This is a genomic window from Streptomyces sp. NPDC058279, assembly GCF_042881255.1.
In the GTDB taxonomy this organism is placed as follows: Bacteria; Actinomycetota; Actinomycetes; order Streptomycetales; family Streptomycetaceae; genus Streptomyces.
Genome location: NZ_JBHVYA010000002.1, coordinates 95,107 through 115,409, shown reverse-complemented (window position 1 = coordinate 115,409; position 20,303 = coordinate 95,107). Strand labels below are relative to the sequence as shown.

The 20,303-nt window shown below is 74.0% G+C and carries 19 protein-coding genes and 1 riboswitch; of the genes, 8 read left to right on the top strand and 11 right to left on the bottom strand.

The features are described 5' to 3' along the window. Window positions 1-79 precede the first annotated feature (79 nt). The 3 genes from ACFVXJ_RS05275 to thiO form a co-directional block, all read right to left on the bottom strand. On the bottom strand, window positions 80-874 hold the full coding sequence (locus tag ACFVXJ_RS05275; RefSeq protein ID WP_389658935.1) for a thiazole synthase: 795 nt from the start codon (window positions 872-874) through the stop codon (window positions 80-82). A gap of 3 nt (window positions 875-877) precedes the next feature. Next, entirely contained in the window at window positions 878-1,078 is a 201-nt protein-coding gene (gene thiS, locus ACFVXJ_RS05270; protein WP_389658932.1) for a sulfur carrier protein ThiS, read from the bottom strand. Then, complete coding sequence (thiO, locus tag ACFVXJ_RS05265; RefSeq protein WP_389658929.1) at window positions 1,075-2,256, bottom strand: glycine oxidase ThiO; 1,182 nt, start codon at window positions 2,254-2,256, stop codon at window positions 1,075-1,077. The genes thiS and thiO overlap by 4 nt, the downstream gene beginning before the upstream one ends. Then, a riboswitch (TPP riboswitch) is annotated at window positions 2,254-2,366 on the bottom strand. (Overlaps the previous gene by 3 nt.) 91 nt (window positions 2,367-2,457) lie before the next feature. Between thiO and ACFVXJ_RS05260 the strand changes: the two genes are divergently transcribed. From ACFVXJ_RS05260 to ACFVXJ_RS05240, 5 genes are all read left to right on the top strand, one after another. After that, a complete protein-coding gene (locus tag ACFVXJ_RS05260; RefSeq protein ID WP_389658926.1) occupies window positions 2,458-3,684 on the top strand; it encodes an NAD(P)/FAD-dependent oxidoreductase in 1,227 nt (408 codons plus the stop codon). A gap of 67 nt (window positions 3,685-3,751) precedes the next feature. After that, entirely contained in the window at window positions 3,752-4,117 is a 366-nt protein-coding gene (locus ACFVXJ_RS05255) for an Rv2175c family DNA-binding protein (RefSeq protein ID WP_136215209.1), read from the top strand. A 90-nt stretch (window positions 4,118-4,207) separates the two neighbouring features. Further along, window positions 4,208-4,840, top strand: coding sequence for a thiamine phosphate synthase (gene thiE, locus ACFVXJ_RS05250; RefSeq protein ID WP_389658923.1), 633 nt, complete (start codon window positions 4,208-4,210; stop codon window positions 4,838-4,840). Between the two features lie 96 nt (window positions 4,841-4,936). After that, the gene (gene metF / locus ACFVXJ_RS05245) at window positions 4,937-5,851 is read left to right on the top strand and encodes a methylenetetrahydrofolate reductase [NAD(P)H] (protein WP_389658920.1); all 915 of its coding nucleotides are present in this window, start codon (window positions 4,937-4,939) and stop codon (window positions 5,849-5,851) included. Between the two features lie 50 nt (window positions 5,852-5,901). Next, window positions 5,902-6,810, top strand: a complete 909-nt coding sequence (locus ACFVXJ_RS05240) for a hypothetical protein (RefSeq protein WP_389658918.1) — start codon at window positions 5,902-5,904, stop codon at window positions 6,808-6,810. A 15-nt stretch (window positions 6,811-6,825) separates the two neighbouring features. Here ACFVXJ_RS05240 and ACFVXJ_RS05235 read toward each other — a convergent pair whose 3' ends face one another. From ACFVXJ_RS05235 to ACFVXJ_RS05215, 5 genes are all read right to left on the bottom strand, one after another. Next, window positions 6,826-8,226 carry a phytoene desaturase family protein gene (locus ACFVXJ_RS05235; protein ID WP_389658915.1) on the bottom strand — a complete coding sequence of 467 codons (1,401 nt, stop codon included), beginning with the start codon at window positions 8,224-8,226 and terminating at the stop codon, window positions 6,826-6,828. Between the two features lie 103 nt (window positions 8,227-8,329). Then, window positions 8,330-8,956: a DUF4126 domain-containing protein gene (locus ACFVXJ_RS05230; RefSeq protein ID WP_389658912.1), complete on the bottom strand. Its 627-nt coding sequence runs from the start codon at window positions 8,954-8,956 to the stop codon at window positions 8,330-8,332. A gap of 132 nt (window positions 8,957-9,088) precedes the next feature. After that, on the bottom strand, window positions 9,089-9,490 hold the full coding sequence (locus tag ACFVXJ_RS05225; protein ID WP_361315931.1) for a DUF3040 domain-containing protein: 402 nt from the start codon (window positions 9,488-9,490) through the stop codon (window positions 9,089-9,091). Window positions 9,491-9,796: 306 nt separating this feature from the next. Then, a complete protein-coding gene (locus ACFVXJ_RS05220; RefSeq protein WP_389658909.1) occupies window positions 9,797-10,555 on the bottom strand; it encodes a methyltransferase in 759 nt (252 codons plus the stop codon). A gap of 97 nt (window positions 10,556-10,652) precedes the next feature. Continuing rightward, window positions 10,653-11,147, bottom strand: coding sequence for an SAV_6107 family HEPN domain-containing protein (locus tag ACFVXJ_RS05215; protein WP_389658906.1), 495 nt, complete (start codon window positions 11,145-11,147; stop codon window positions 10,653-10,655). A gap of 215 nt (window positions 11,148-11,362) precedes the next feature. On the opposite strand from ACFVXJ_RS05215, the gene ACFVXJ_RS05210 reads away from it, so the two are divergent. The 3 genes from ACFVXJ_RS05210 to ACFVXJ_RS05200 are packed head-to-tail and all read left to right on the top strand — an operon-like array spanning window position 11,363 to window position 15,028. Continuing rightward, window positions 11,363-12,307: an ATP-binding cassette domain-containing protein gene (locus ACFVXJ_RS05210; protein WP_389658903.1), complete on the top strand. Its 945-nt coding sequence runs from the start codon at window positions 11,363-11,365 to the stop codon at window positions 12,305-12,307. Next, window positions 12,279-14,366 (top strand): YhgE/Pip family protein, encoded by a 2,088-nt coding sequence (locus tag ACFVXJ_RS05205; RefSeq protein ID WP_389658900.1) that lies wholly within the window; start codon window positions 12,279-12,281, stop codon window positions 14,364-14,366. The genes ACFVXJ_RS05210 and ACFVXJ_RS05205 overlap by 29 nt, the downstream gene beginning before the upstream one ends. 29 nt (window positions 14,367-14,395) lie before the next feature. Continuing rightward, window positions 14,396-15,028 carry a TetR/AcrR family transcriptional regulator gene (locus ACFVXJ_RS05200; protein WP_136215220.1) on the top strand — a complete coding sequence of 211 codons (633 nt, stop codon included), beginning with the start codon at window positions 14,396-14,398 and terminating at the stop codon, window positions 15,026-15,028. 340 nt (window positions 15,029-15,368) lie between these two features. Here the strand turns inward: ACFVXJ_RS05200 and ACFVXJ_RS05195 are convergent, their stop codons facing one another. From ACFVXJ_RS05195 to ACFVXJ_RS05185, 3 genes are read right to left on the bottom strand one after another with little or no spacing between them, the layout of a single operon-like run. Next, window positions 15,369-17,762 carry a transglutaminaseTgpA domain-containing protein gene (locus ACFVXJ_RS05195; RefSeq protein WP_389658896.1) on the bottom strand — a complete coding sequence of 798 codons (2,394 nt, stop codon included), beginning with the start codon at window positions 17,760-17,762 and terminating at the stop codon, window positions 15,369-15,371. Further along, entirely contained in the window at window positions 17,759-19,138 is a 1,380-nt protein-coding gene (locus tag ACFVXJ_RS05190) for a DUF58 domain-containing protein (RefSeq protein WP_389658893.1), read from the bottom strand. Before ACFVXJ_RS05190 ends, ACFVXJ_RS05195 begins: the two co-directional genes overlap by 4 nt. Beyond that, on the bottom strand, window positions 19,138-20,148 hold the full coding sequence (locus ACFVXJ_RS05185; protein WP_389658890.1) for an AAA family ATPase: 1,011 nt from the start codon (window positions 20,146-20,148) through the stop codon (window positions 19,138-19,140). Before ACFVXJ_RS05185 ends, ACFVXJ_RS05190 begins: the two co-directional genes overlap by 1 nt. Window positions 20,149-20,303 lie beyond the last annotated feature (155 nt).

Sequence of the window (20,303 nt, the reverse complement as noted above, 5' to 3'; positions counted from 1 at the left end):
GCCCCCGGGGCGGTACCGGGGCCGAGGCCGCGGAGGTGGGCCCCGGGGGCGGGCGGACCCGTACCGCCGCCCCCCGCCCTCAGAACGCCGGGCGTTCCGGGTCGAGGGTGGCGCGGCCGTCCTTCGGGGAGGAGGCTTCCGCGAAGCGGCGCTGGGGGATGCGGCCCGCGCGGTACGCGAGGCGGCCCGCCGTGACCGCGTCCCGCATGGCCGCCGCCATCAGCACCGGCGCCTGCGCGCGGGTCACCGCCGAGGCCAGCATCACCCCGGCGCAGCCCAGCTCCATCGCCAGCGCGGCGTCCGACGCCGTACCGGCCCCCGCGTCCAGGATCACCGGCACGCCCGCCCGCTCCGTGATCAGTTCGAAGTTGTGCGGGTTGCGAATGCCCATCCCGGAGCCGATCGGCGAGCCCAGCGGCATGATCGCCGCGCAGCCCACGTCCTCCAGCTTCCGGGCCAGCACCGGGTCGTCGTTCGTGTACGGCAGCACCGTGAAGCCGTCGTCGACCAGGATCTCGGCGGCGTCCAGCAGCTCGACGCCGTCCGGCAGCAGGGTGCGTTCGTCCGCGACGACCTCCAGCTTGATCCAGTCCGTGCCCAGCGCCTCCCGGGCCAGGCGCGCCGTCAACACGGCCTCGCCCGCCGTGAAGCAGCCCGCCGTGTTCGGCAGCACCGCGATGCCGAGCTTGTCCAGCACCGACAGCACCGAGCCCTGGACCGTCGGGTCCAGCCGGCGCATGGCGACGGTCGTGAGTTCCGTACCGGAGGCGACCAGCGCGCGCTCCAGCACGTCCAGGCTCGGGGCGCCGCCCGTGCCCATGATCAGGCGGGAGGCGAAGCTCCGGCCGCCGAGGGTGAAGACGTCGTCCGCCATGGGTCAGCCTCCCTGCACCGCGGTCAGGACCTCGACCCGGTCGCCGTCGTCCAGCAGGGTGTGCGGCCACCGCCCGCGCGGCACGACCGTCTCGTTGAGGGCCGCGGCGACCCCCTTGGAGGCCACGGTCAAGCCGGCGACCACCGCGTCGAGCGTGGTGCCGGCCGCGACCTCGCGCGGCTCGCCGTTGACGGAGATGGTCATGCGTACGACTCCTGACGTGCCTCGGTGAACCGGCGCGGGGTGAAGGGGCGGGCGATCTCCGGCAGCGTGCCGGTGGCCAGCAGCTCCGCCATCACGTCGCCGGTGAGCGGGGTCAGCAGCACCCCGTTGCGGTAGTGCCCCGTCGCCAGGTGCAGACCGGGAAGCGCGGTCGGCCCCAGCAGCGGGGCGTTGTCGGGGGAGCCGGGCCGCAGCCCGGCCCGGGTCTCGGTCAGTGGCAGTTCGGTGATGCCCGGCACCAGCTCGTGGGCGTCGCGCAGCAGCTCGTAGACCCCGCCGGCGGTGACGGTGGTGTCCCAGCCCAGCTCCTCGCTGGTCGCGCCGACGACGAGTTCGCCGTTCTCCCGCGGCACGAGGTAGACGTGGCTGCCGCGCACGACCGCCCGTACGGTCCGGGACAGGAACGGCGCGTACGGGGCGGGCACCGTCAGCCGCAGCACCTGGCCCTTCACCGGCCGCACCGGGACCGCCACCTCCGGCGGCACCCCGGGCAACCGCCCCGAGAGCGAGCCCGCCGCCAGGACCGTCTGGCCGGCGCGGAGCTCCGTACCGTCGTCGAGCAGGGCGCCGGCGGCCCGGTCGCCGGAGACGAGGAGCCGGGCGGCGACCGCCCGGTGCACGGCCACACCGGCGCGTTCGCAGGCGGCCAGCAGCGCGGCCGTCAGGCGGCGCGGATCGACCTGGTGGTCGCCGTCGACCCGCAGCCCGCCGCGTACGCCCGGGGCCAGCATGGGCTCCAGGCGGCGACACTCGCGGCCGGTCAGCCACTGTGAGTCCAGCCCGCAGCGGCGCTGGAGGGCGTGCAGCTCCCGCAGGTGGAGGCGGTCGTCGGCGTCGAGCGCGACGGCGAGGGTGCCGCAGGCCCGGTAGCCGATGTCCATGCCGCCGCTCGCCTCGGCGAGTTCGGCGGCGAACTCCGGGTAGCGGGCGGCGGAGGCGACATTGAGCCCGAGCAGGGTCTCCTCGCCGTAGTGCAGCTCGGTGACGGCGGCGAGCATGCCGGCCGCGACCTGGGCGGCGCCGCCGCCGGGGGCCGGGTCGGCCAGTACGGTCCGCAGTCCGCGCCGGGCGGCGCGCCAGGCGGTGACCAGGCCGATGATGCCGCCCCCGATGACGAGGACGTCGGACCCCTTCGGGGATCCCCTCCGAGACGAGTGCATGGGCGTCCAGCCCCTCCCTTCGCCGGCATGACCCGGATCAGGTTCGTACGGTCGGAGGCCGGCCAGCCTCCCTCTCAGCCCGGTGCGTCCGGACTCCCGCGATAGGTACGGTGGCCAGACTAACCCCGCCGCGCACGCCGGGTAAGGCTGCCTCCCCCGGGCATGTTCCTGATGAAACGTCAGAAGATTAGGGTGGGCCGCGTGAGCGAGCAGACGGAACAGACTCAGAGCGGCGTCGTCATCGTCGGTGCCGGAATGGCCGGGGTGCAGACCGCGGTCGCCCTGCGGGAACAGGGCTTCACCGGCCCCGTGACGCTGCTGGGAGCCGAACCCCACCAGCCCTACGACCGGCCCCCGCTGTCCAAGGCGGTGCTGCTCGGCAAGGCCGAGGGCTCCGCCTTCGACGTGGACTTCGAGGCCCTCGGCATCGGCCTGCGGCTCGGCGTCGAGGTCACCGGGCTACGGGCCGAAGCGCGCGTCGTGGACACCGAGGCGGGCCCGGTCCCGTACGACGTCCTCGTCCTGGCGACCGGCGCCCGCCCGCTGACCCTGCCCGGCTCCGACGGGGTCCCCGGCGTGCACCTGCTGCGCACGCTGGACGACGCGACCCGGCTGCGGCCGGTGCTCGCGGCGGCGCCGCCGGTGGTGGTGGTCGGCGCCGGGTGGATCGGCGCGGAGTTCGCGACGGCGGCCCGGGAGGCGGGCTGCCCGGTGACCGTGGTCGAGGCGGCGGAGCGGGTGCTGGCCGGTGCCGTGCCGGCGGAGGTCGCCGAGCCGATGGGGCGCTGGTACGCCGAGGCGGGCGCGGAACTGCTGACCGGGGCCCGGGTGGCGTCCGTGGAGGAGGGCCGGGTCCATCTGGCGGACGGGCGGACGCTGGAGGCGGGCGCGGTCGTCGTCGGCGTCGGGGCGCGGCCGGCGACGGACTGGCTGGCCGGATCCGGGGTCGAGCTGGGCGCGGACGGGTCGGTCACCGCCGACTCCCGGCTGCGGACCTCCGTGCCGGGCGTGTACGCGGTCGGGGACTGCGCGTCGTTCCCCTCGGCGCGGTACGGGCAGCGGCTGCTGGTCCACCACTGGGACAACGCGCTCCAGGGCCCGAGGGTGGTCGCGGCGAACGTGGTCGCGGGGGAGGCGGTGGAGACCGAGCCCTACGACCCGGTGCCGTACTTCTGGTCGGAGCAGTTCGGGCGGTTCGTGCAGTACGCGGGACACCACGGCGGGGCGGACGAGATGGTGTGGCGCGGCGATCCGGCCGGCCCGTCGTGGTCGGTGTGCTGGCTGCGCGGCGGGGCGCTGGTGGCGGTCCTGGCGGTGGGGCGGCCCCGGGACCTGGCGCAGGGGCGCCGCCTGATCGAGGCCGGCACGGCGGTCTCCGCGGCGGCGGTCTCCGACTCCGACACCCCGCTCAAGTCGGCGGCCGTCTGACCCGGCCCCAACCCGGACGGGGTGGTCCAGGTACCGGCGGCGAGTCCGAGATGGCAGGCTTGTGCCCGTGACCGAGATTGACGCAAAGATCGATGCCCTTGTCCCCGCCTGGCTCTACCTCCCCGACATCGCCGAGATGCTCGACATCGAAGTGACCCGGGTCCGCCAGCTGGTCAAGGAAGGTCAGCTGCTCGCGGTGCGCCGCGGTGAGAACCGCTCCCTCCAGGTCCCCGCCCCCTTCATCGACGGCGACAAGATCGTCAAGGGCCTCACCGGCCTGCTGACGGTCCTCCGCGACGACGGCTTCTCCGACGAGGAGATCCTGGAGTGGATGTTCACCCCCGACCCGACCCTCCCCGGCACCCCCGCGCAGGCGCTGAGCGAGAATCGTGGCACGGAGGTGAAGCGCCGCGCTCAGGCGCTCGCCCTCTGATTCCACCCGCACTGATCCATACGGACTGACCCGCCCGGTGTACGGGCCACCCGCGGCCCGTACACCGCCACGACCCCCGGGGGTACACCCATGCTGCTGTCCGACGCCCGGCTCTACCTGTGCACGGACGCCCGCAAGCGGCAGGGCGACCTCCCCGAGTTCCTCGACGCCGCCCTGGCCGGCGGCGTGGACATCGTCCAGCTCCGCGACAAGGGCATGGAGGCCGGCGAGGAACTCGAACACCTCCGAGTCTTCGCCGAGGCCGCCCGCCACCACGGCAAGCTGCTCGCCGTCAACGACCGTGCCGACGTCGCGCACGCCATCGGCTCCGACGTGCTCCACCTCGGCCAGGGCGACATCCCCGTCCCCGCCGCCCGGGCGATCCTCGGCGGGAACGTCCTCGTCGGCCGCTCCTGCCACGGCGGGTCCGAGGTCGACGCGGCCGTCGCCGAGCCCGGCGTGGACTACTTCTGCACCGGCCCCTGCTGGCCGACCCCCACCAAGCCCGGCCGGCACGCCCCCGGCCTCGACCTCGTGCGGTACGCGGCCTCCCTGCGCCAGGACCGCCCCTGGTTCGCCATCGGCGGCATCGACGCCACGAACCTGGACCAGGTGCTCGACGCCGGCGCCACCCGCATCGTGGTCGTACGGGCCATCACCGAGGCCACCGACCCCGGCGCCGCCGCCAACGAACTCGCCAAGCGGGTCCGCGAGCGCGGCTGACCGGCCGACGACCCCGCACCGCCACGGGTGTCCAAAAAGCTGTCCAATGGGCGGACCGCGCTACGGCGGGTGCCCACCCCCGTCTAACCTGCCCGTATGGCCCTTGGTACCGCTTCCACCTGGTCGGACCGTGCACACACGGTCCGCGACCTCCTCGCGTCCGGGCGCTCGTACTCCTTCGAGTTCTGGGCCCCCAAGACCGAGAAGGGCGAGCGCAACCTGTGGAACGCGCTGCGCCGGATCGAAGCGGTGGCCCCCAGCTTCGTCTCCGTCACCTACGGAGCCGGCGGCTCCACCCGCGGCGGCACCGTCCGCGCCACCGAGCAGATCGCCGCGAACACCACCCTGACCCCCGTCGCGCACCTCACCGCCGTGGACCACTCCATCGCGGAGCTGCGCCACGTCATCGGACAGTTCGCCGACGCGGGGATCCGCAACATGCTCGCGCTGCGCGGTGACCCGCCGGGCGACCCCATGGGCCCCTGGGTCAAGCACCCGGAGGGCGTGGACTACGCCGCCGACCTCGTGCGCCTGCTCAAGGAGTCCGGCGACTTCTGCGTGGGCGTCGCGGCCTTCCCCGAGATGCACCCCCGCTCCGCGGACTGGGACACGGACATCCGGCACTTCGTGGACAAGTGCCGTGCCGGCGCCGACTACGCCATCACGCAGATGTTCTTCGACCCGGAGAATTATCTGAGGCTGCGCGACAGCGTGCAGAATGCGGGCTGTGAGACCCCGATCATCCCCGAGGTCATGCCTGTTGTGGGGATCAAGCAGTTGGACCGACTGCCCCAGCTCAGCAACGCCGTCTTCCCCGAGGCGGTAAAAGACCGCATGCTCGCGGTCAAGGACGACCCGGCCGCTGTACGCTCCATTGGCATCGAGTTCGCCACGGAGTTCTGCGCGCGGCTGCTGTCCGAGGGTGTCCCGGGGCTGCACTTCATCACGCTGAACAATTCCACGGCGACTCTCGAGATCTACGAAAACCTGGGTCTGCACCAGCGGGCCTGATCGGCCGGCCCCCGTTTCCCGCGCGGTCGGCCGTACGAGAGGGGCCATGCATGGGAATGACGGTCCTCTACATCGCGTTCGGCTTCGTCGCGTTGTGGCTGCTTGCCGAGGTCCTGATGCAGTACAAGGCCCGGCTCCGCTGGCGCCTGCTCGCCTTCGCCGGCTTCGTCGGCGTGGTCGCCGGGGTGGTGCTGCCGTCGGTGCTCGTCATCGCCGTCGGCGCGAGCGCTTTCGCGGTGGGCCAGACCCTCGTGACGCTCTCCTTCCGCAAGGGCTTCGTGGCCGGCTGGGCGCTGCGCCGGGGCGGGGAGCCGGTGCGCAAGGGCGGACGCCGCCGTAGCGGCGGCCCGCGACCGCCGCGTCCGGAGCCCGCGTTGGAGGTGACGGCGCTGGAGTACGGCGCCGAGCGCGACCTGCCCGACTACGAGGCGTCGTCCGGGCACCGGACGGCCGACCGGGACGCGTCGGACGCGGGGGACGAGGACGTGTTCACCCCGCAGCCCGTGCCCGAGGAGACCGGCTCCTACGGCATACAGAGTTTCGCGCCCCAGGCGTCGGCGTACTCCGAACACCCCGCCGAGACGGCCGCCTTCGCCGCCCCGTTCGCCTCGCCCGAGCCGGACGCCCACCAGTTCGCCGCCTACTACGACCCGCAGAACCAGGGCGGCTACGACTACTCCGCGGGCTACCCGGGAGCCGAACAGCAGGTCTACGCCGCCTACTCGGACCCGTACATCGGCACCGGCGGCGGCGTCGCCCCGCAGCAGTACGACTACACGGCGTACGGCGACTACGGCCGGCAGCAGTACGCGATGGACACCCCGCCAGGCGGGGTCTGGGTGCCGCAACAGCGCGACGCCGCCCAGCCCTACCCGCCGGAGGAGCAGCAACCCCCGCAGCAGCCGCAGGGTTACCCGTACCAGGGCGAGCCCGGCGAGTACGGCCAGTACCGCTACTGAGCCCCCGGGCCGTCGTCAGCGGGAGCCGCGGAAGCCGGCGCCCTCCACGATCAGCCCGGCCACCAGGGCGCCGGTCATTCCCGCGTGCGGGAGGCCACCGCCCGGGTGGGCCCAGCCGCCCGCGAGGTACAGGCCGGGCAGGGCGGTGGTGTTCGCGGGGTAGAGCAGCCGGCCGCCGGCCCCGGCCAGCGCGGGCGCCGGGACCGCGCCGTCCACCGCGCCCGTGACGTCGGCGATGTCGGCCGGGGTGCGCAGCTCGTGCCACAGCAGCCGCTCCCGCAGCCCGGGCAGGGCGCGGGCGGCCGCCGCCAGCAGGTCCTCGGCCGAAGGCGCCGCCGCGGGCTCCACGACGGCCTGTACGGTGACGGCCTCGTGCTCAGGGTCGGGCGCCGTGGCCGGGTCGTCCGGGCGCAGCACGGTGACGCCGGCCCCCGCCAGGGTGCGGTGCACGGCATCCGCCGGGCGGCCCCCGCGCAGGGCCAGGAACAGGGTGGACCGGGAGCGCAGGCCGGCACCGCCGCGGGCGGGCGTGGAACCGGGGGCGAGCGGGATCGCCAGTGCCCTCGGATCCACCCCGCACACCACCGCGTCGGCCTCCGCCACCGCACCGTCGGCCAGCAGCAGCCCGGCGGCCCGTCCGTCGCGCCGCACGACCTCCCGCACCTCGCAGCCGAAGACGAAGTCGACCTTCCGCTCGCGACACCGCTCGTGGACGGCGGTGGCCAGCGCCCGCATCCCGCCGCGGACGTACCAACTCCCGAAGGTCTGCTCCATGTACGGCAGCACCGCCGCGGCGGCGGGCGCGGTCGCGGGGTCCACCCCGTGGGCGAGCACCCGCTCGGCGAGCAGGTCGCCGAGCGGGCCGCCCAGTTCGCGCGCGGCGACTTCGGCGAGGGTGGGCGGCCGGCGTCGCAGCAGACCGCTCTTGCGCACCGCGGGGTAGGGGTCCGCGCCCAGCACCTGCCAGTCGGGCCACAGCGGCTCTTCCAGCAGCGGGCGGCGGGTGGCGTCCCAGGCGTCCCGGGCGCGGCCGAGCACCGCGCTCCAGCGGTCCCCGGCGCCGGCGCCGAAGGCATCGTCCAAGACGGCCGCCGCACCGCCGCGCGAGGCGTTGGGCAGGGTCACCGTCGCACCGTCGGGCAGTACGTGCCGAACGGCCGGGTCGACCTGGACGAGGTCGACGCACTCCTCCAGGGGGCGCTTGCCGGTCTTCACGAAGAGATCGCGGAAGACGGCGGGCAGGTGCAGCAGTCCGGGGCCGGTGTCGAAGGCGAAGCCGTCGCGCTCGTACCGTCCGAGGGCGCCGCCGTAGGTGCTCCCGCGCTCGTACACCGTCACCTGGTGGCCCGCCACGGCCAGCCGGGCCGCCGTCGCCATCGCGCCCATGCCGGCGCCGATCACCGCAATTCGTGCCATGCGAGGGAGCCTACCGAGCGCGGCGGACACGGATCGAGCCAGGTCAGTCCCGGTAAGCGCGGGTAAGCCCGGGTGGGTCGAGGCCGGGCCGGGTCGGTCGCGGTCAGTACGGCGGGACGCCGGCGGTCCCGCGGGTCCCGGCCGCGAGCCGCTTCTCCTCGCGCCGCCGGGCCCGGCGCCGCAGGTAGCGGCGGATACGGGTCCAGAGGTAGATCACCAGGGCCAGGCCCGCAGCGAGCAGGACGGCGGCGACGACGGCCGCCGCCCAGGGGTGGAACATCGCGAAGGTGACGACGCCGGCCACGGCGAGGTCCTCGGCGGTGCTGAGCGCGATGTTGCTGAACGGCTCCGGCGAGGTGTTGACCGCCATGCGGGTGCCCGCTTTGACGAGATGGCTGGCCAGTGCCGTGGAGCCGCCGATCGCACCGGCCGCGATGTGGGAGAGCGAGCCGCTCTGCCCGGCCAGCAGGGCGCCGACCACCGCCCCCGCGACGGGGCGGATCACCGTGTGGGCGGAGTCCCACACGGAGTCCACGTACGGGATCTTGTCCGCCACGGCCTCGCAGAGGAACAGCACGGCCGCGACGATCAGGACGTCGGGGCGCTGGAGGGAGGCCGGAACGTCGTCGCTCAGCCCGGTCGCGCCGAAGACGCCGAGCAGCAGGACCACCGCGTAGGCGTTGATCCCGCCGGCCCAGCCGCTGGTGAAGACCAGGGGGAGGACGGTCATCGGGCCATCATGCCGCAGGGCCGGGCACGGCGGGCCCGAGCGGGCGGTGGGGGAGCCGGCCGTAAGGAAGCCGGGCGTACGCGAGAGGGACGGGCGCCAACCGGCGGCCGTCCCTCACGAAGCCATACGGGATCACTGTCCCTGATCGTCCCGGCGGCGCTGCCACCGTTCCTCGATCCGGGTCATCATGGACCGACGCTGCCGGTTCTGCCCGCGGGCCGAACCGCCTGCACTTCCGGAGACGGGCTGCTCGCCAGGCTTCGGGGCTCTGCGCCACCCGGTGACGACCAGGACCGTGCAGGCCAGCATGACGAGGAATCCCACCACGCTGATCCAGAGCACGCTTTGCCAGATCACACCGGTCATGAGGAGCGCGATACCCACCACAATGCCTGCGACTGCCTGGTAGACCCGTCGCCGGGTGTACGTACGCAGTCCGCTTCCCTCAAGCGCTGTCGCGAACTTGGGGTCTTCGGCGTACAGCGCTCGCTCCATCTGCTCGAGCATTCGCTGCTCGTGCTCCGAGAGCGGCACGGGAGTCCTCCTCATCCGTCGGTCGCGGGGGGAGCGACCAGGGGTCCCTTTCAGGATAGGCGGGGAATCGCCCCCGTGACACCCGCCCTCTACGCCAGGTTCGAAAAAGCACCGCCTGGAAAAGCACTGCCGGAAAAGCGCGCCTCGAACGAGCGCAGCGCCAGACCGCACCGGCGCGGGCGGGGTCATTGAGGCGGTTATTCCCCGATGACCGTTCCGCCATGCCGACCGGTGCACTCGATCATACGGTGACGGCGGCCCGTTCGGAGGGTGTCCGGCGAACCCCGGTCACGAGAGCTTCGCAGATCAGGCGGGCTTCTCGCCCAGGACGTGCAACTGCGTGGCGACCGCGTGGAAGGCGGGCAGCTCGGCGGCGGCCTCCTCCAGACGCAGCAGCGCCTCCACCGCCCCCGGTTCGGTGTCCACCAGTACACCGGGGACGAGGTCGGCGAAGATCCGGACGCCGTGCACCGAGCCGACGTCGAGTCCGGCTCCACCCACCACCTCGGACAGTTGCTCGGCGGTGAAGCGGCGCGGTACGGGGTCGCCCGCGCCCCAGCGGCCGGCCGGGTCGGTCAGGGCCGTGCGGGCCTCGGTGAAGTGCCCGGCCAGCGCGCGGGCCAGTACGGCTCCGCCGAGGCCGGCGGCGAGCAGGCTGAGGACACCGCCGGGGCGCAGGGCGGCGGCCGCGTTGGCCACACCCTCGGCCGGGTCGTCCACGTACTCCAGCACGCCGTGGCACAGCACGACGTCGTACGCGTCCCGCTCGACCACGTCCAGGAGGCCCTGGGCGTCGCCCTGCACGCCGCGCACCAGGTCGGCGACGCCCGCCTCGGCGACCCGGCGCTCCAGCCCGAACAGGGCGTTCGGGCTGGGGTCGACCACGGTGACGCGGTGGCCCAACCGGGCCACCGGTACCGCGAACTTGCCGGTGCCGCCGCCGGTGTCCAGTACGTCCAACACGTCCCGGCCGGTCGCCTTCGCCCGGCGGTCGAGGACCTCCTTGAGGACCTCCCACACCACGGCGGTGCGGAGCGAGGCGCGGGGGCGGGAAGTGTCCGACACGACTGATGACTCCTCGGCGTAGGGGCACGTCCCAGCGGCAGCTGGGGGAGGGTGGGCGGTGCAGGCCCCACCCTATTGCCTCCCGCAGCCGGGCAGGTCATCCCGCCTGCGGACGCTCCGACCGGGGTTGCGGCAGGCCCTGCCGGCCGCCCGGGGCGGCCGGCCGCAGCGCCAACATCCGCTCGACCAGGCGCAGGAACATGCCCACCTCGCGGACCAGGTCGTCGGCGTCCCGGCAGGTCGCCGCATCCGGTATGCCGGCCTCCGCCCGGGCCCGCCGGGCGGCGCCCGAGGCGAACAGCGCACTCCACTCCGTCAGCTCCGGCGCTATCTCCGGCAGCACCTCCCACGCGCTGCGGATGCGAGGTCGCCGCCGCGGGTTCACCGGCTCGGGCCTGCCGCGGGCGGCGAGGACGGCCGCCGCCGCGCGCAGGGCGGCGAGGTGGGCGGTGGCGTACCGCTCGTTGGGCCGGGGCAGAAGGGCAGCCTCGGCCAGGCCGTGATGGGCCTTGGCGAGCAGGTCGAGGGCGGCCGGTGGGGCCGCCGACTTCCTCGGGACGGGGTGGACAGGGGACGGGGACGGTGTGGCCATGACGAACCTCCTGTCGATGCGTACTGCTGCGGACCGCTGGATGGTGCCGGGCAACTGGTCGCTGCCTGTTCCCCATCGTGACGGGCCCCACTGACAATCGCGCTGACCTGCGGATTTGCCGCCGCGGTGGCGTTTTGGGAGCCCTCGGGAGGCGAAGTGCAACTAAGCCTGGTAGTTTTTGAACTGACCGGTCAGTTCAAAAGAAGGGGGCGGGCATGGACAGCCCACACGGCGCGGCCGTCAAGGCCGAGGGCTTCGGACTCAAGGGCCCGCGCGGCTGGGTGTTCCGCGGAGTGGAGATCGACGCGGAGCCCGGCTCGCTGATCGCGATCGCGGGCCCCTCGGGCAGCGGTCGGACCTGTCTCCTGCTCGCCCTCACCGGCCGCATGAAGTCCTCCGAGGGGCATGCCGAGATCGGCCGCCACCGGCTGCCGAAGAAGATGGCCGCGGTCCGCCGGAGCTCCGCCCTCGCCCACGTGCCCGGGGTCAACGACCTGGACCCCGCCCTCACCGTCGCCGAACAGCTCCGCGAGGGAGCCCTGCTCCAGCGCCGCTACGAGGGCCCCGTGCGCGCCCTGCTGCGCCCACGCGGCGAGCGCCGGATCTCCACCGCGGCCCGGATCGACGAGGCGCTCGCCGCCGCCGGACTGGACCTCGCCACCCTGCCCAAGGGCCCGCGCACCTCGGTGCGCGACCTCGAACGGCTGGAGTCCCTGCGGCTCTCGGTGGCCATCGCCCTGCTCGCGCAGCCCCGGCTGCTGGCCCTGGACGACGTCGACCTCAAACTCCCGGCAACCCAGAGCGCCGAAGTGTGGGCCCTGCTCCGCTCGCTCGCCGAGCGCGGCACCACCGTCCTCGCGGCGTGCAGCGAGGCGCCGCGGGACGCGACGGTCCTGCGTCTGGGCGCCGCCGGCGAGGCGGCGGAACGGCCCGAACCGCCCGCCGCGCCGGCTACCGGTCCCGACACCGCCGGAGCCGACTCCGACTCCGACACCGCCGAAGCCGACTCCGACACCGCCGCCACCGGGTCCGCGTCGGACACCGCCGCGACCGACCACCACGACGACACCGACGCGGATGCCACCGAAGCCGACACCGCCGCCGACGACACGAACCCGAAGGGGGCCGACGATGCGCTCACCGAAGCTCGCCGCGCTTGAGCTCAAGCGCTTCGGCCGGGGCAAGCTCCCCGCCGCCGCCCTCGTCGCGCTGCTCCTGCTGCCCCTGCTCTACGGCGCGCTGTACCTGTGCTCGTTCTGGGACCCGTACAGCCGCCTCGACAAGATCCCCGTCGCCCTCGTCAACGCCGACCGCGGCGCCACCGTCGACGGCAAGCGCATCGCGGCGGGCGACGACATCACCAAGAAGCTGCACACCAGCAAGACCTTCGACTGGCGCGAGGTGAACGCCGCCGAGGCGGCCAAGGGGCTGGAGCACGGCACGTACTACCTGTCCCTGACCATGCCCGCCGACTTCAGCGCGAAGATCGCCTCCAGCTCCGGCGCGGACCCCGCGACCAGCGCCCTCCAGGTCCGCACCAACGACGCGAACAACTACATCGTCGGATCGATCTCGAAGACCGTCTTCTCCGAGGTCCGCGCGGCGGCGTCCACCAACGCCTCCCGAGGCTTCCTCGACAAGATCTTCGTCAGCTTCTCCGACCTCCACGACAAGACCGCCGAGGCCGCCGACGGTGCCGACAAGCTCAAGGACGGCGCGGGCAAGGCCCAACAGGGCGCCAAGGAGCTCGCCGACGGCCTCGACACGGCCAAGGAGAAGTCCGGTGAACTCACCGGCGGCCTCAAGAAGCTGAACTCCGCCGCCGGTCAGCTGGAGACCGGTACGAAGGAGGTCGCCGACGGCACCCAGTTGGTCGCCGACCAGGTCAACGGCGCCGCCGCGAAGGCGCGTCCGTTCGTCAAGGACCCCAAGTCCGTCGCCGACACCGCCCGGCTGGTCGCCGACACCGCCAAGGTGGTCAACAACCACCTCGACAAGTTCGCCGAGAAGGCACCCGCCGCGGCGGCCGTCACCAAGCGGGTCGCGACCGACGCCGCCACCTACTACACCGACCACTGCGTCACCCCGGGCGCCGAGCCGCACCCCACCTCCTGCCCCACCCTCAAGAAGCTCAAGGACGACGCGGCCGAGGGCGCCCTGCTGGCCGGAGACGTCAACAACGTCCTCAAGGATACGAACGGCGACCTCACCACCCTCCGTGGTCAACTCACGGACCTGGAGACGAAGGCCAACGCCCTCGCCGCGGCCGCCCCCGGCCTCTCCTCCGACCTCGACGCGGCCGTCGCCAAGGTCAACGCCCTCAACGCCGGCGCCCACCAGGTCGCCACCGGCGTGGCCAAGCTGCACACCGGCCTCGGCACCGCAGCCGGCGGCTCCGGCACCCTCGGCGAAGGCGTGGGCAAGCTCGGGGAGGGCGCCCACACCCTCGACGGCGGCATGTACAAGCTGGTGGACGGCACCGGCGAGCTGGCCGGCGGCTTGCACGACGGTGCCGGCAAGATCCCCGACTACGACCAGCAGGCGCGCGACGCCCACACCCAGGTCATGGCCGACCCGATCCGGCTCGCCAACCAGTCCCTGCACAAGGCGCCCAACTACGGCACCGGATTCGCCCCCTACTTCATCCCGCTCTCCCTCTGGGTCGGCGCGATGGTCGCCTACATGCTGATCGCGCCCCTCAACAAGCGGGCCCTGGCCACGGGCGCCTCGCCGTGGCGGATCGCCTTCGCGGGCTGGCTGCCCGTGGCGGGTATCGGCGTCGCCCAGGTCGCCGCGCTGATGTCCGTGCTGCACTGGGGCCTCGGCCTGGAGATGTCGCGCCCGGCGCTGACCATCGCGTTCCTGGCGCTGACGACCGCCTGCTTCGCCGCGATCGTCCAGTGGCTCAACGCCAAGTTCGGCGCGGCCGGACGCATCCTGGTCCTCGCCTTCCTGATGCTCCAGCTGACCTCGGCGGGCGGCACCTACCCGGTCCAGACCAGCCCCGGCTTCTTCAACGCCGTCCACCCGTACCTGCCGATGTCGTACGTCGTGGAGGGCCTGCGCCGACTGATCACCGGCGGTGACCTCACGCCGGTGTGGACGGGCTGCGCGGTCCTGGCCGCCTTCACGGCCGGGGCGCTCGCCCTCACCGCCCTCGCCGCCCGCGGCAAGCAGGTGTGGACGATGGACCGGCTGCACCCCGAACTGAGTCTTTAGGGAGCCGGTGACCTGTGAGAATCAGCGCCATGGAAAGCAGCAGCACCGGTACGGGTGCCGGCAGCGGCCGGCGGCGGGCGACCCGGCAGAAGCTCTACGAAGCGGCCGTCACCCTCATCGCCGAGCAGGGATTCTCCGCGACGACGGTCGACGAGATCGCCGAGCGGGCGGGCGTCGCCAAAGGCACCGTCTACTACAACTTCGCCAGCAAGACCGATCTCTTCGAGGAGCTGCTGCGCCACGGGGTGGGGCTGCTGACCGCCTCGCTGCGGGAAGCGGCGGAGTCCACCGAGGCCCGGGGCGGCACCCGGGTCGAGGCGCTGGACGAGATGATCCGCGCGGGTCTGGTCTTCATCGACCGCTACCCGGCCTTCACCCAGCTGTACGTGGCCGAGCTGTGGCGCACCAACCGGGCGTGGCAGTCCACGCTGATGGTGGTCCGCCGGGAGGCGGTGGCCGTGGTGGAGACGGTGCTGCGCGAGGGCGTGGAGCGCGGGGAACTCAGCGCGGAGATCGACGTGCCGCTGACGGCGGCGGCGATGGTCGGCATGGTGCTGGTGGCCGCGCTGGACTGGCAGTCCTTCCAGAGCGAGCGTTCGCTGGACGACGTGCACTCGGCGCTGTCCCTGCTGCTGCGGGGCCGGGTCAGCGGGAGCCGCTGACACCGGCGGGTGACCCCCGGTCGGCGGTGCCGCCGGGCGGGGGTCGCGGCGTAGAACTGAGTATCCGTACCCAGACGTCCCCGGGCCTCGAAATGAGTACCTGTACGGATGGGCTCCCACCTGCGTGAACAGCAGACTGGGGGCGACGGACGGGGCCGCTCGGCCCGCACCGCGGACACGGGGCCGCGGAGCGGGACCGGGTCCTCGCCCGGCACCGGTTCCCCGTCCCGTACCGGGAGGGGAAACCCGGTGGGTACGCCGGTCGCGGCGGGGCTCGGGGGGATCGGGCCCCGCCGCACCGGCGGGTACTCCCACCTCAGCCCACACCTCGGCCCACCCCTCAGCCGCGCCCCCGCAGCGGGAGGCGGATCGCCGCCAGGCGGGCGGAGAGCGCCGAGACGAACACCGACCACCGGGCCGAGAGCGCCCAACCCACCCGGGCGGCCGAACGCGGCAGCAGCAGGGCCCGCAGCCGGGTGCCCCGGGACAGCGCCGCCAGCAGCCCGGCCCGCGCCACCAGGACGTCGCCCGCACACCCCTCGTACGGCGACTCCGCGCCCGGCGGGGCGTACAGCGCCCGCTCCACCGCGCCCGCGACCCGGTGCACGGCCCGGGCCGCGTCACCCTCCAGCCGACCCCGCTCCACGATGCGCCCGGCCGCCCGGCGGGGCGACAGCGCCTCGTCCGGCGGGATGTTCACGTCCCAGGCCGCGTCACCCAGCTCCCGCCAGGCGAGCAGCACGTCCCGCGCGGCCAGCCGCCGCTGCCGCAGCCGCCTGCGCCACACCACCGGGAGCAGCGGCAGCGACAGCAGCATCAGCGCGCCCGCCGTCCAACCCAGCACGGCCAGGGCCGACACACCGCCGGAGCCCGCTCCCGCGTCCTGTCCGAGGACCGGGGCCCCGCACTCGCCGAGCTTCTTGAGGTCCGGCGGGCAGGCGTCCGGCTGTGACGGCGCGGCCGTCGGCTGCGACGCGTTCGGCGAAGGCAGGGCGGTCGGCGCGGACGGCTGGGTCTGCGGGGCGTCGGTGCGGCTGTAGTCCGGCAACGAGATGCCGGACCGGGGCGTCGGCTCGAAGCGGGTCCAGCCCACGCCCTCGAAGTACAGCTCCGGCCAGGCGTGCGCGTCGCGCATCGTCACGTTCACGCTGCCGTCCGACTGCTTGGTGCCCGGGGTGAACCCGACCGCGACCCGCGCGGGGATGCCCAGCGAGCGGGCCATCGCCGCCATCGAGAACGAGAAGTGGATGCAGAAGCCCTCCTTGTCGTTCAGGAACCGGGCGATGGCCTGCGAGCCCGTCCCCGAGGAGACCGTCGTGTCGTAGCGGAAGCCGCCGCTGACCGCGAAGAAGTCCTGGAGCATCACGGCCCGCGTGTAGTTGTCCTGCGCGCCCCGGGTGACCCGCCGGGCCGTTTCGCCGACGACCGGCGGAAGGTTGTCCGGCAGCCGGGTGTACTCGTTCACGACCGGCGGGTCGGTCGCCGGGGCGTGCCGGAGCTGCTCCGCCGTCGGCTGGAGCAGCAGGCTCCGGACCGTGTACTGGGCGCCCTGCACGTTCTGGTAGGTGTCCTTGCCGAGCTGGTCGCCGACCAGGGTCCGGCCGACCGGTTCGAACCGCCACTTCCCGCCGATGTCCACCTGCGTCGCCGGGTAGGGCATCGGCAGGTAGCGCTGGGCGTACGTCTCGGCCGCCGAGACGGTCGTGCGCACCTCGGACGCGCCGCGCCGGATCTCCGGGTCGCTGAGCCCCTGCGGGCTCGGCAGCCGCGGCGGGACGTCCGTCAGGGGCCGCCCGGACGCCTCCCACTTGACGCCGTCGAACTCGTCGAGCGCCAGGATGCGCAGGTACTGCTCGGAGAGCTGCGGGCTGTCCGTGCGGTACCGCAGCACCACCCGGTTGTCCTGCGCGTTGAGGCTGCTCTGCAGGGAGACCAGCGGGTTGACCGCCGAGATCGTCCCGCCGCCCGCACCGCCCGAGCCGTCCCCGCCACCGCCCAGCATCCCGCCGCCCATGGCCGGCAGCGCCAACGGCACCGCCAGCGCCAGGCCCAGCGCGACGGCGCCGATCCGCCGCCCGGTCCGTACGGGGGCCACGGCCTGACCGCCGCTCCCGACGCCGCCGGACCCGGGGGCGGCCCCGCCGAAGACCCGACCCCACTGCGCGAGCCGGTCACGGCTCTCCGCGAGCAGGAGCAGCAGATAGCCGCAGCCGGCCAGGACGAAGGACAGCCAGGCGCCGCCGCGGCCCGCCGACAGCCCGGCGGCCACCGAGTACAGCGCGAGCAGCGGAAGGCCGGCCGCGGCGGCGGAGCGCACCGTCACGGCCAGCAGGTCCACCAGCAGCCCGATCAACAGCACCCCGGACAGCAGCAGCATCCGGATGCCGTCGGTCGTCGGAGCCGGTATGGCGAACTCGCCGACGTCCCGGACGCCCTGCCCGAACAGCGAACCGAAGTCCGTGAGGAAGTAGCCCAGCACCCCGCCCGAGGGGTTCTCGGCCTTCCCGGCGAACAGGAACGCCAGGAGCGACAGGGACACCAGGACCTGTGCGCCGACCGTCAGGGCCGGGCCCGCCGGCAACCGCCGGGCGCCGGCCCCGACCAGGCTCTGTACGGCCAGCAGCAGCGCCGCCTGCGCCAGCCAGCCGGGGGACTCCACCAAAGGTGTCAGCGACCAGGAGGTGAGCAGCGTCGCCAGCAGCGCGAAGAACGTCAGTCGTGCCTGCCCGCTCATCCGCGGCCTCCCGAATTGGTCGCGCCCCGCGCGGTCGTACCCGCGGGGCCGGCACCGGCCTGGCGCCACAGCTCGCCGAAGGCGGCGCCGGGCGGAACCGCGAGCGCAGTCCAGCCCGCGTCGCGCAGCCGGCGCAGCGGTTCCTCCACCCGCGAGGGCAGCCCGGTCCAGGCCGCCGGGTCCAGGACGAACGCCACCGCGCCCCCGCTGCGCCGGCACATCCGGGCCGCGAGCTCGCTCTGTACGTCGTCCAGGTCCCCGAAGAAGGCGATGAGGAGCCCGTCGGAGCCGGCCGAGGCGAAGCCGCCCCCGCCCACGCCGCCGCGCAGTGCCTCGTGGGCACCGGCGAGACCCGCGCCGTCGGAGTGGCCGACGACCGCCAGGGTGTCCATCATCAGCCCGGCCGCCTCGGCGGACTCCTGGGCGCCGGAGGAGAACCCGCCGCCCGCCTCGCCGGGCACCGAGTCGCCCGTGTCGGTCAGCAGCCGCACCGAGAAGCCGTGCTCCAGCAGGTGCAGCAGGGTGGAGGCGGCCCCCGACACCGCCCACTCGAACGCGGAGTCGGGTCCCGCGCCCTCGTAGGCGCCCCGCCGGGTGTCCAGCAGGACGGTCGCCCTGCTGCGCTGCGGCTGTTCCTCGCGGCGCACCATCAACTCGCCGTAGCGGGCGGTGGAACGCCAGTGCACCCGGCGCAGGTCGTCCCCGCGCCGGTAGGTGCGCGGGATGACGTCGTCGTCCCCGGCCAGGGCCAGCGAGCGGCGGCTGCCGTCGCCGTACCCGGAGGACTCGCCGCCCAGCCGGACCGGGGGCAGCGCCTCGGTGCGCGGGACGACGGTCAGGGTGTCGTAGGTGCTGAACGAGCGCGTCAGCTCGACCATCCCGAACGGGTCGGTCAGGCGAAGCTGGAGCGGGCCCAGCGGGTAGCGTCCGCGCAGGTCGGAGCGGACCCGGTAGGACACCTCGCGGCGGCCGCCCGGCTCGACCCGGTCCAGTACGAAGCGGGGCCGCGGCCCCAGGACGTAGGGCACCCGGTCCTGGAGCATCAGCAGTCCGGTGGGCATCCGGGACACGTTGTCCATGCGCAGTCGCACCCGGGCCTCGCCCCCGGCGGGCACCCGGTCCGGGGTCAGCCGGCGGCTGCCGGAGACCCGGTAGCGGGTGCGGTGCAGGGCGGCGACGCAGATCAGCGGCAGCAGGGCGAGCAGCAGCCCGACCCGGAGCAGTTCGCTCTGGCCCAGGACGTACGCGCACACGGCGGCGGCCGCCCCGGCGGCCAGGAAGGACCGGCCGCGGGTGGTCAGCCCGGACAGCGAGGCCCGCAGGCCGCCGGTCCCCTGGGCCGTCCCGCCGGCGCCGTGCGGGGCACCGGCGCTCATCAGAAGCCCCGGATGCCCGCGCCGGGCGGCATCTCGCCGCGGGCGTGCGCGGCGGGGACGGGGGTGCGCCGGAGGATGTCGACGACGACCTGCTCGGCGGTGCGCCGGTTGAGCTGGGCCTGCGCGGTGGGCAGCAGCCGGTGCGCGAGGACGGGCCCGGCCAGTTGCTGGACGTCGTCGGGAAGCACGTAGTCGCGCCCCGACAGCGCGGCGGACGCCTTGACGGCGCGCAGCAGGTGCAGGGTGGCGCGGGGCGAGGCGCCCAGGCGGAGGTCCGGGTGACCGCGGGTGGCGGAGACCAGGTCGACCACGTACCGGCGCACGGGCTCGGCCACGTACACCTCGCGGACGGCCTCGATCAGCTTGACGATGTCGTGGGCGTGGGCGACGGCCTGGAAGTCGTCGAGCGGGGAGACCCCGCCGTGCACGTCGAGCATCTGGAGCTCGGCCTCGCGGCTGGGGTAGCCGACCGAGACGCGTGCCATGAACCGGTCGCGCTGGGCCTCGGGCAGCGGGTAGGTGCCTTCCATCTCCACCGGGTTCTGGGTGGCGACGACCATGAAGGGGCTGGGCAGCGCGTAGGTGGTGCCGTCGGTGGTGACCTGCCGCTCCTCCATCGACTCCAGCAGCGCCGACTGGGTCTTCGGCGAGGCCCGGTTGATCTCGTCGCCGATGACGATCTGGGCGAAGATCGCGCCGGGCTTGAACTCGAACTCGTGGCGCTGCTGGTCGTAGATGCTGACGCCGGTGATGTCGGAGGGCAGCAGGTCCGGGGTGAACTGGATGCGTTGCACCGAGCAGTCGATGGACTTGGCGAGCGCCTTGGCGAGCATCGTCTTGCCGACGCCCGGCACGTCCTCGATGAGCAGGTGGCCCTCGGCGAGCAGGACGGTCAGCGCGAGGCGGACGACCTCGGGCTTGCCCTCGATGACGCTTTCGACCGAGTGGCGCACCCGCTCCGCCGTGCTGGTCAGATCCGCGAGGCTCGCTCGATCGTCGTACGTGGTCACCTGGTTCTCCTCGGCCCTTTCCCAGGGCCGACGCCCCTTGGCGCATGAACCGGCCCACCCCGAAACCCCCCGATCGCGCGAGGGGGTGGACGCCGGGCCCGACGGCTCCCGGGTGGCGTCACCCCGCATTCTTGACGGCGTTGCGGCGCCGTGTC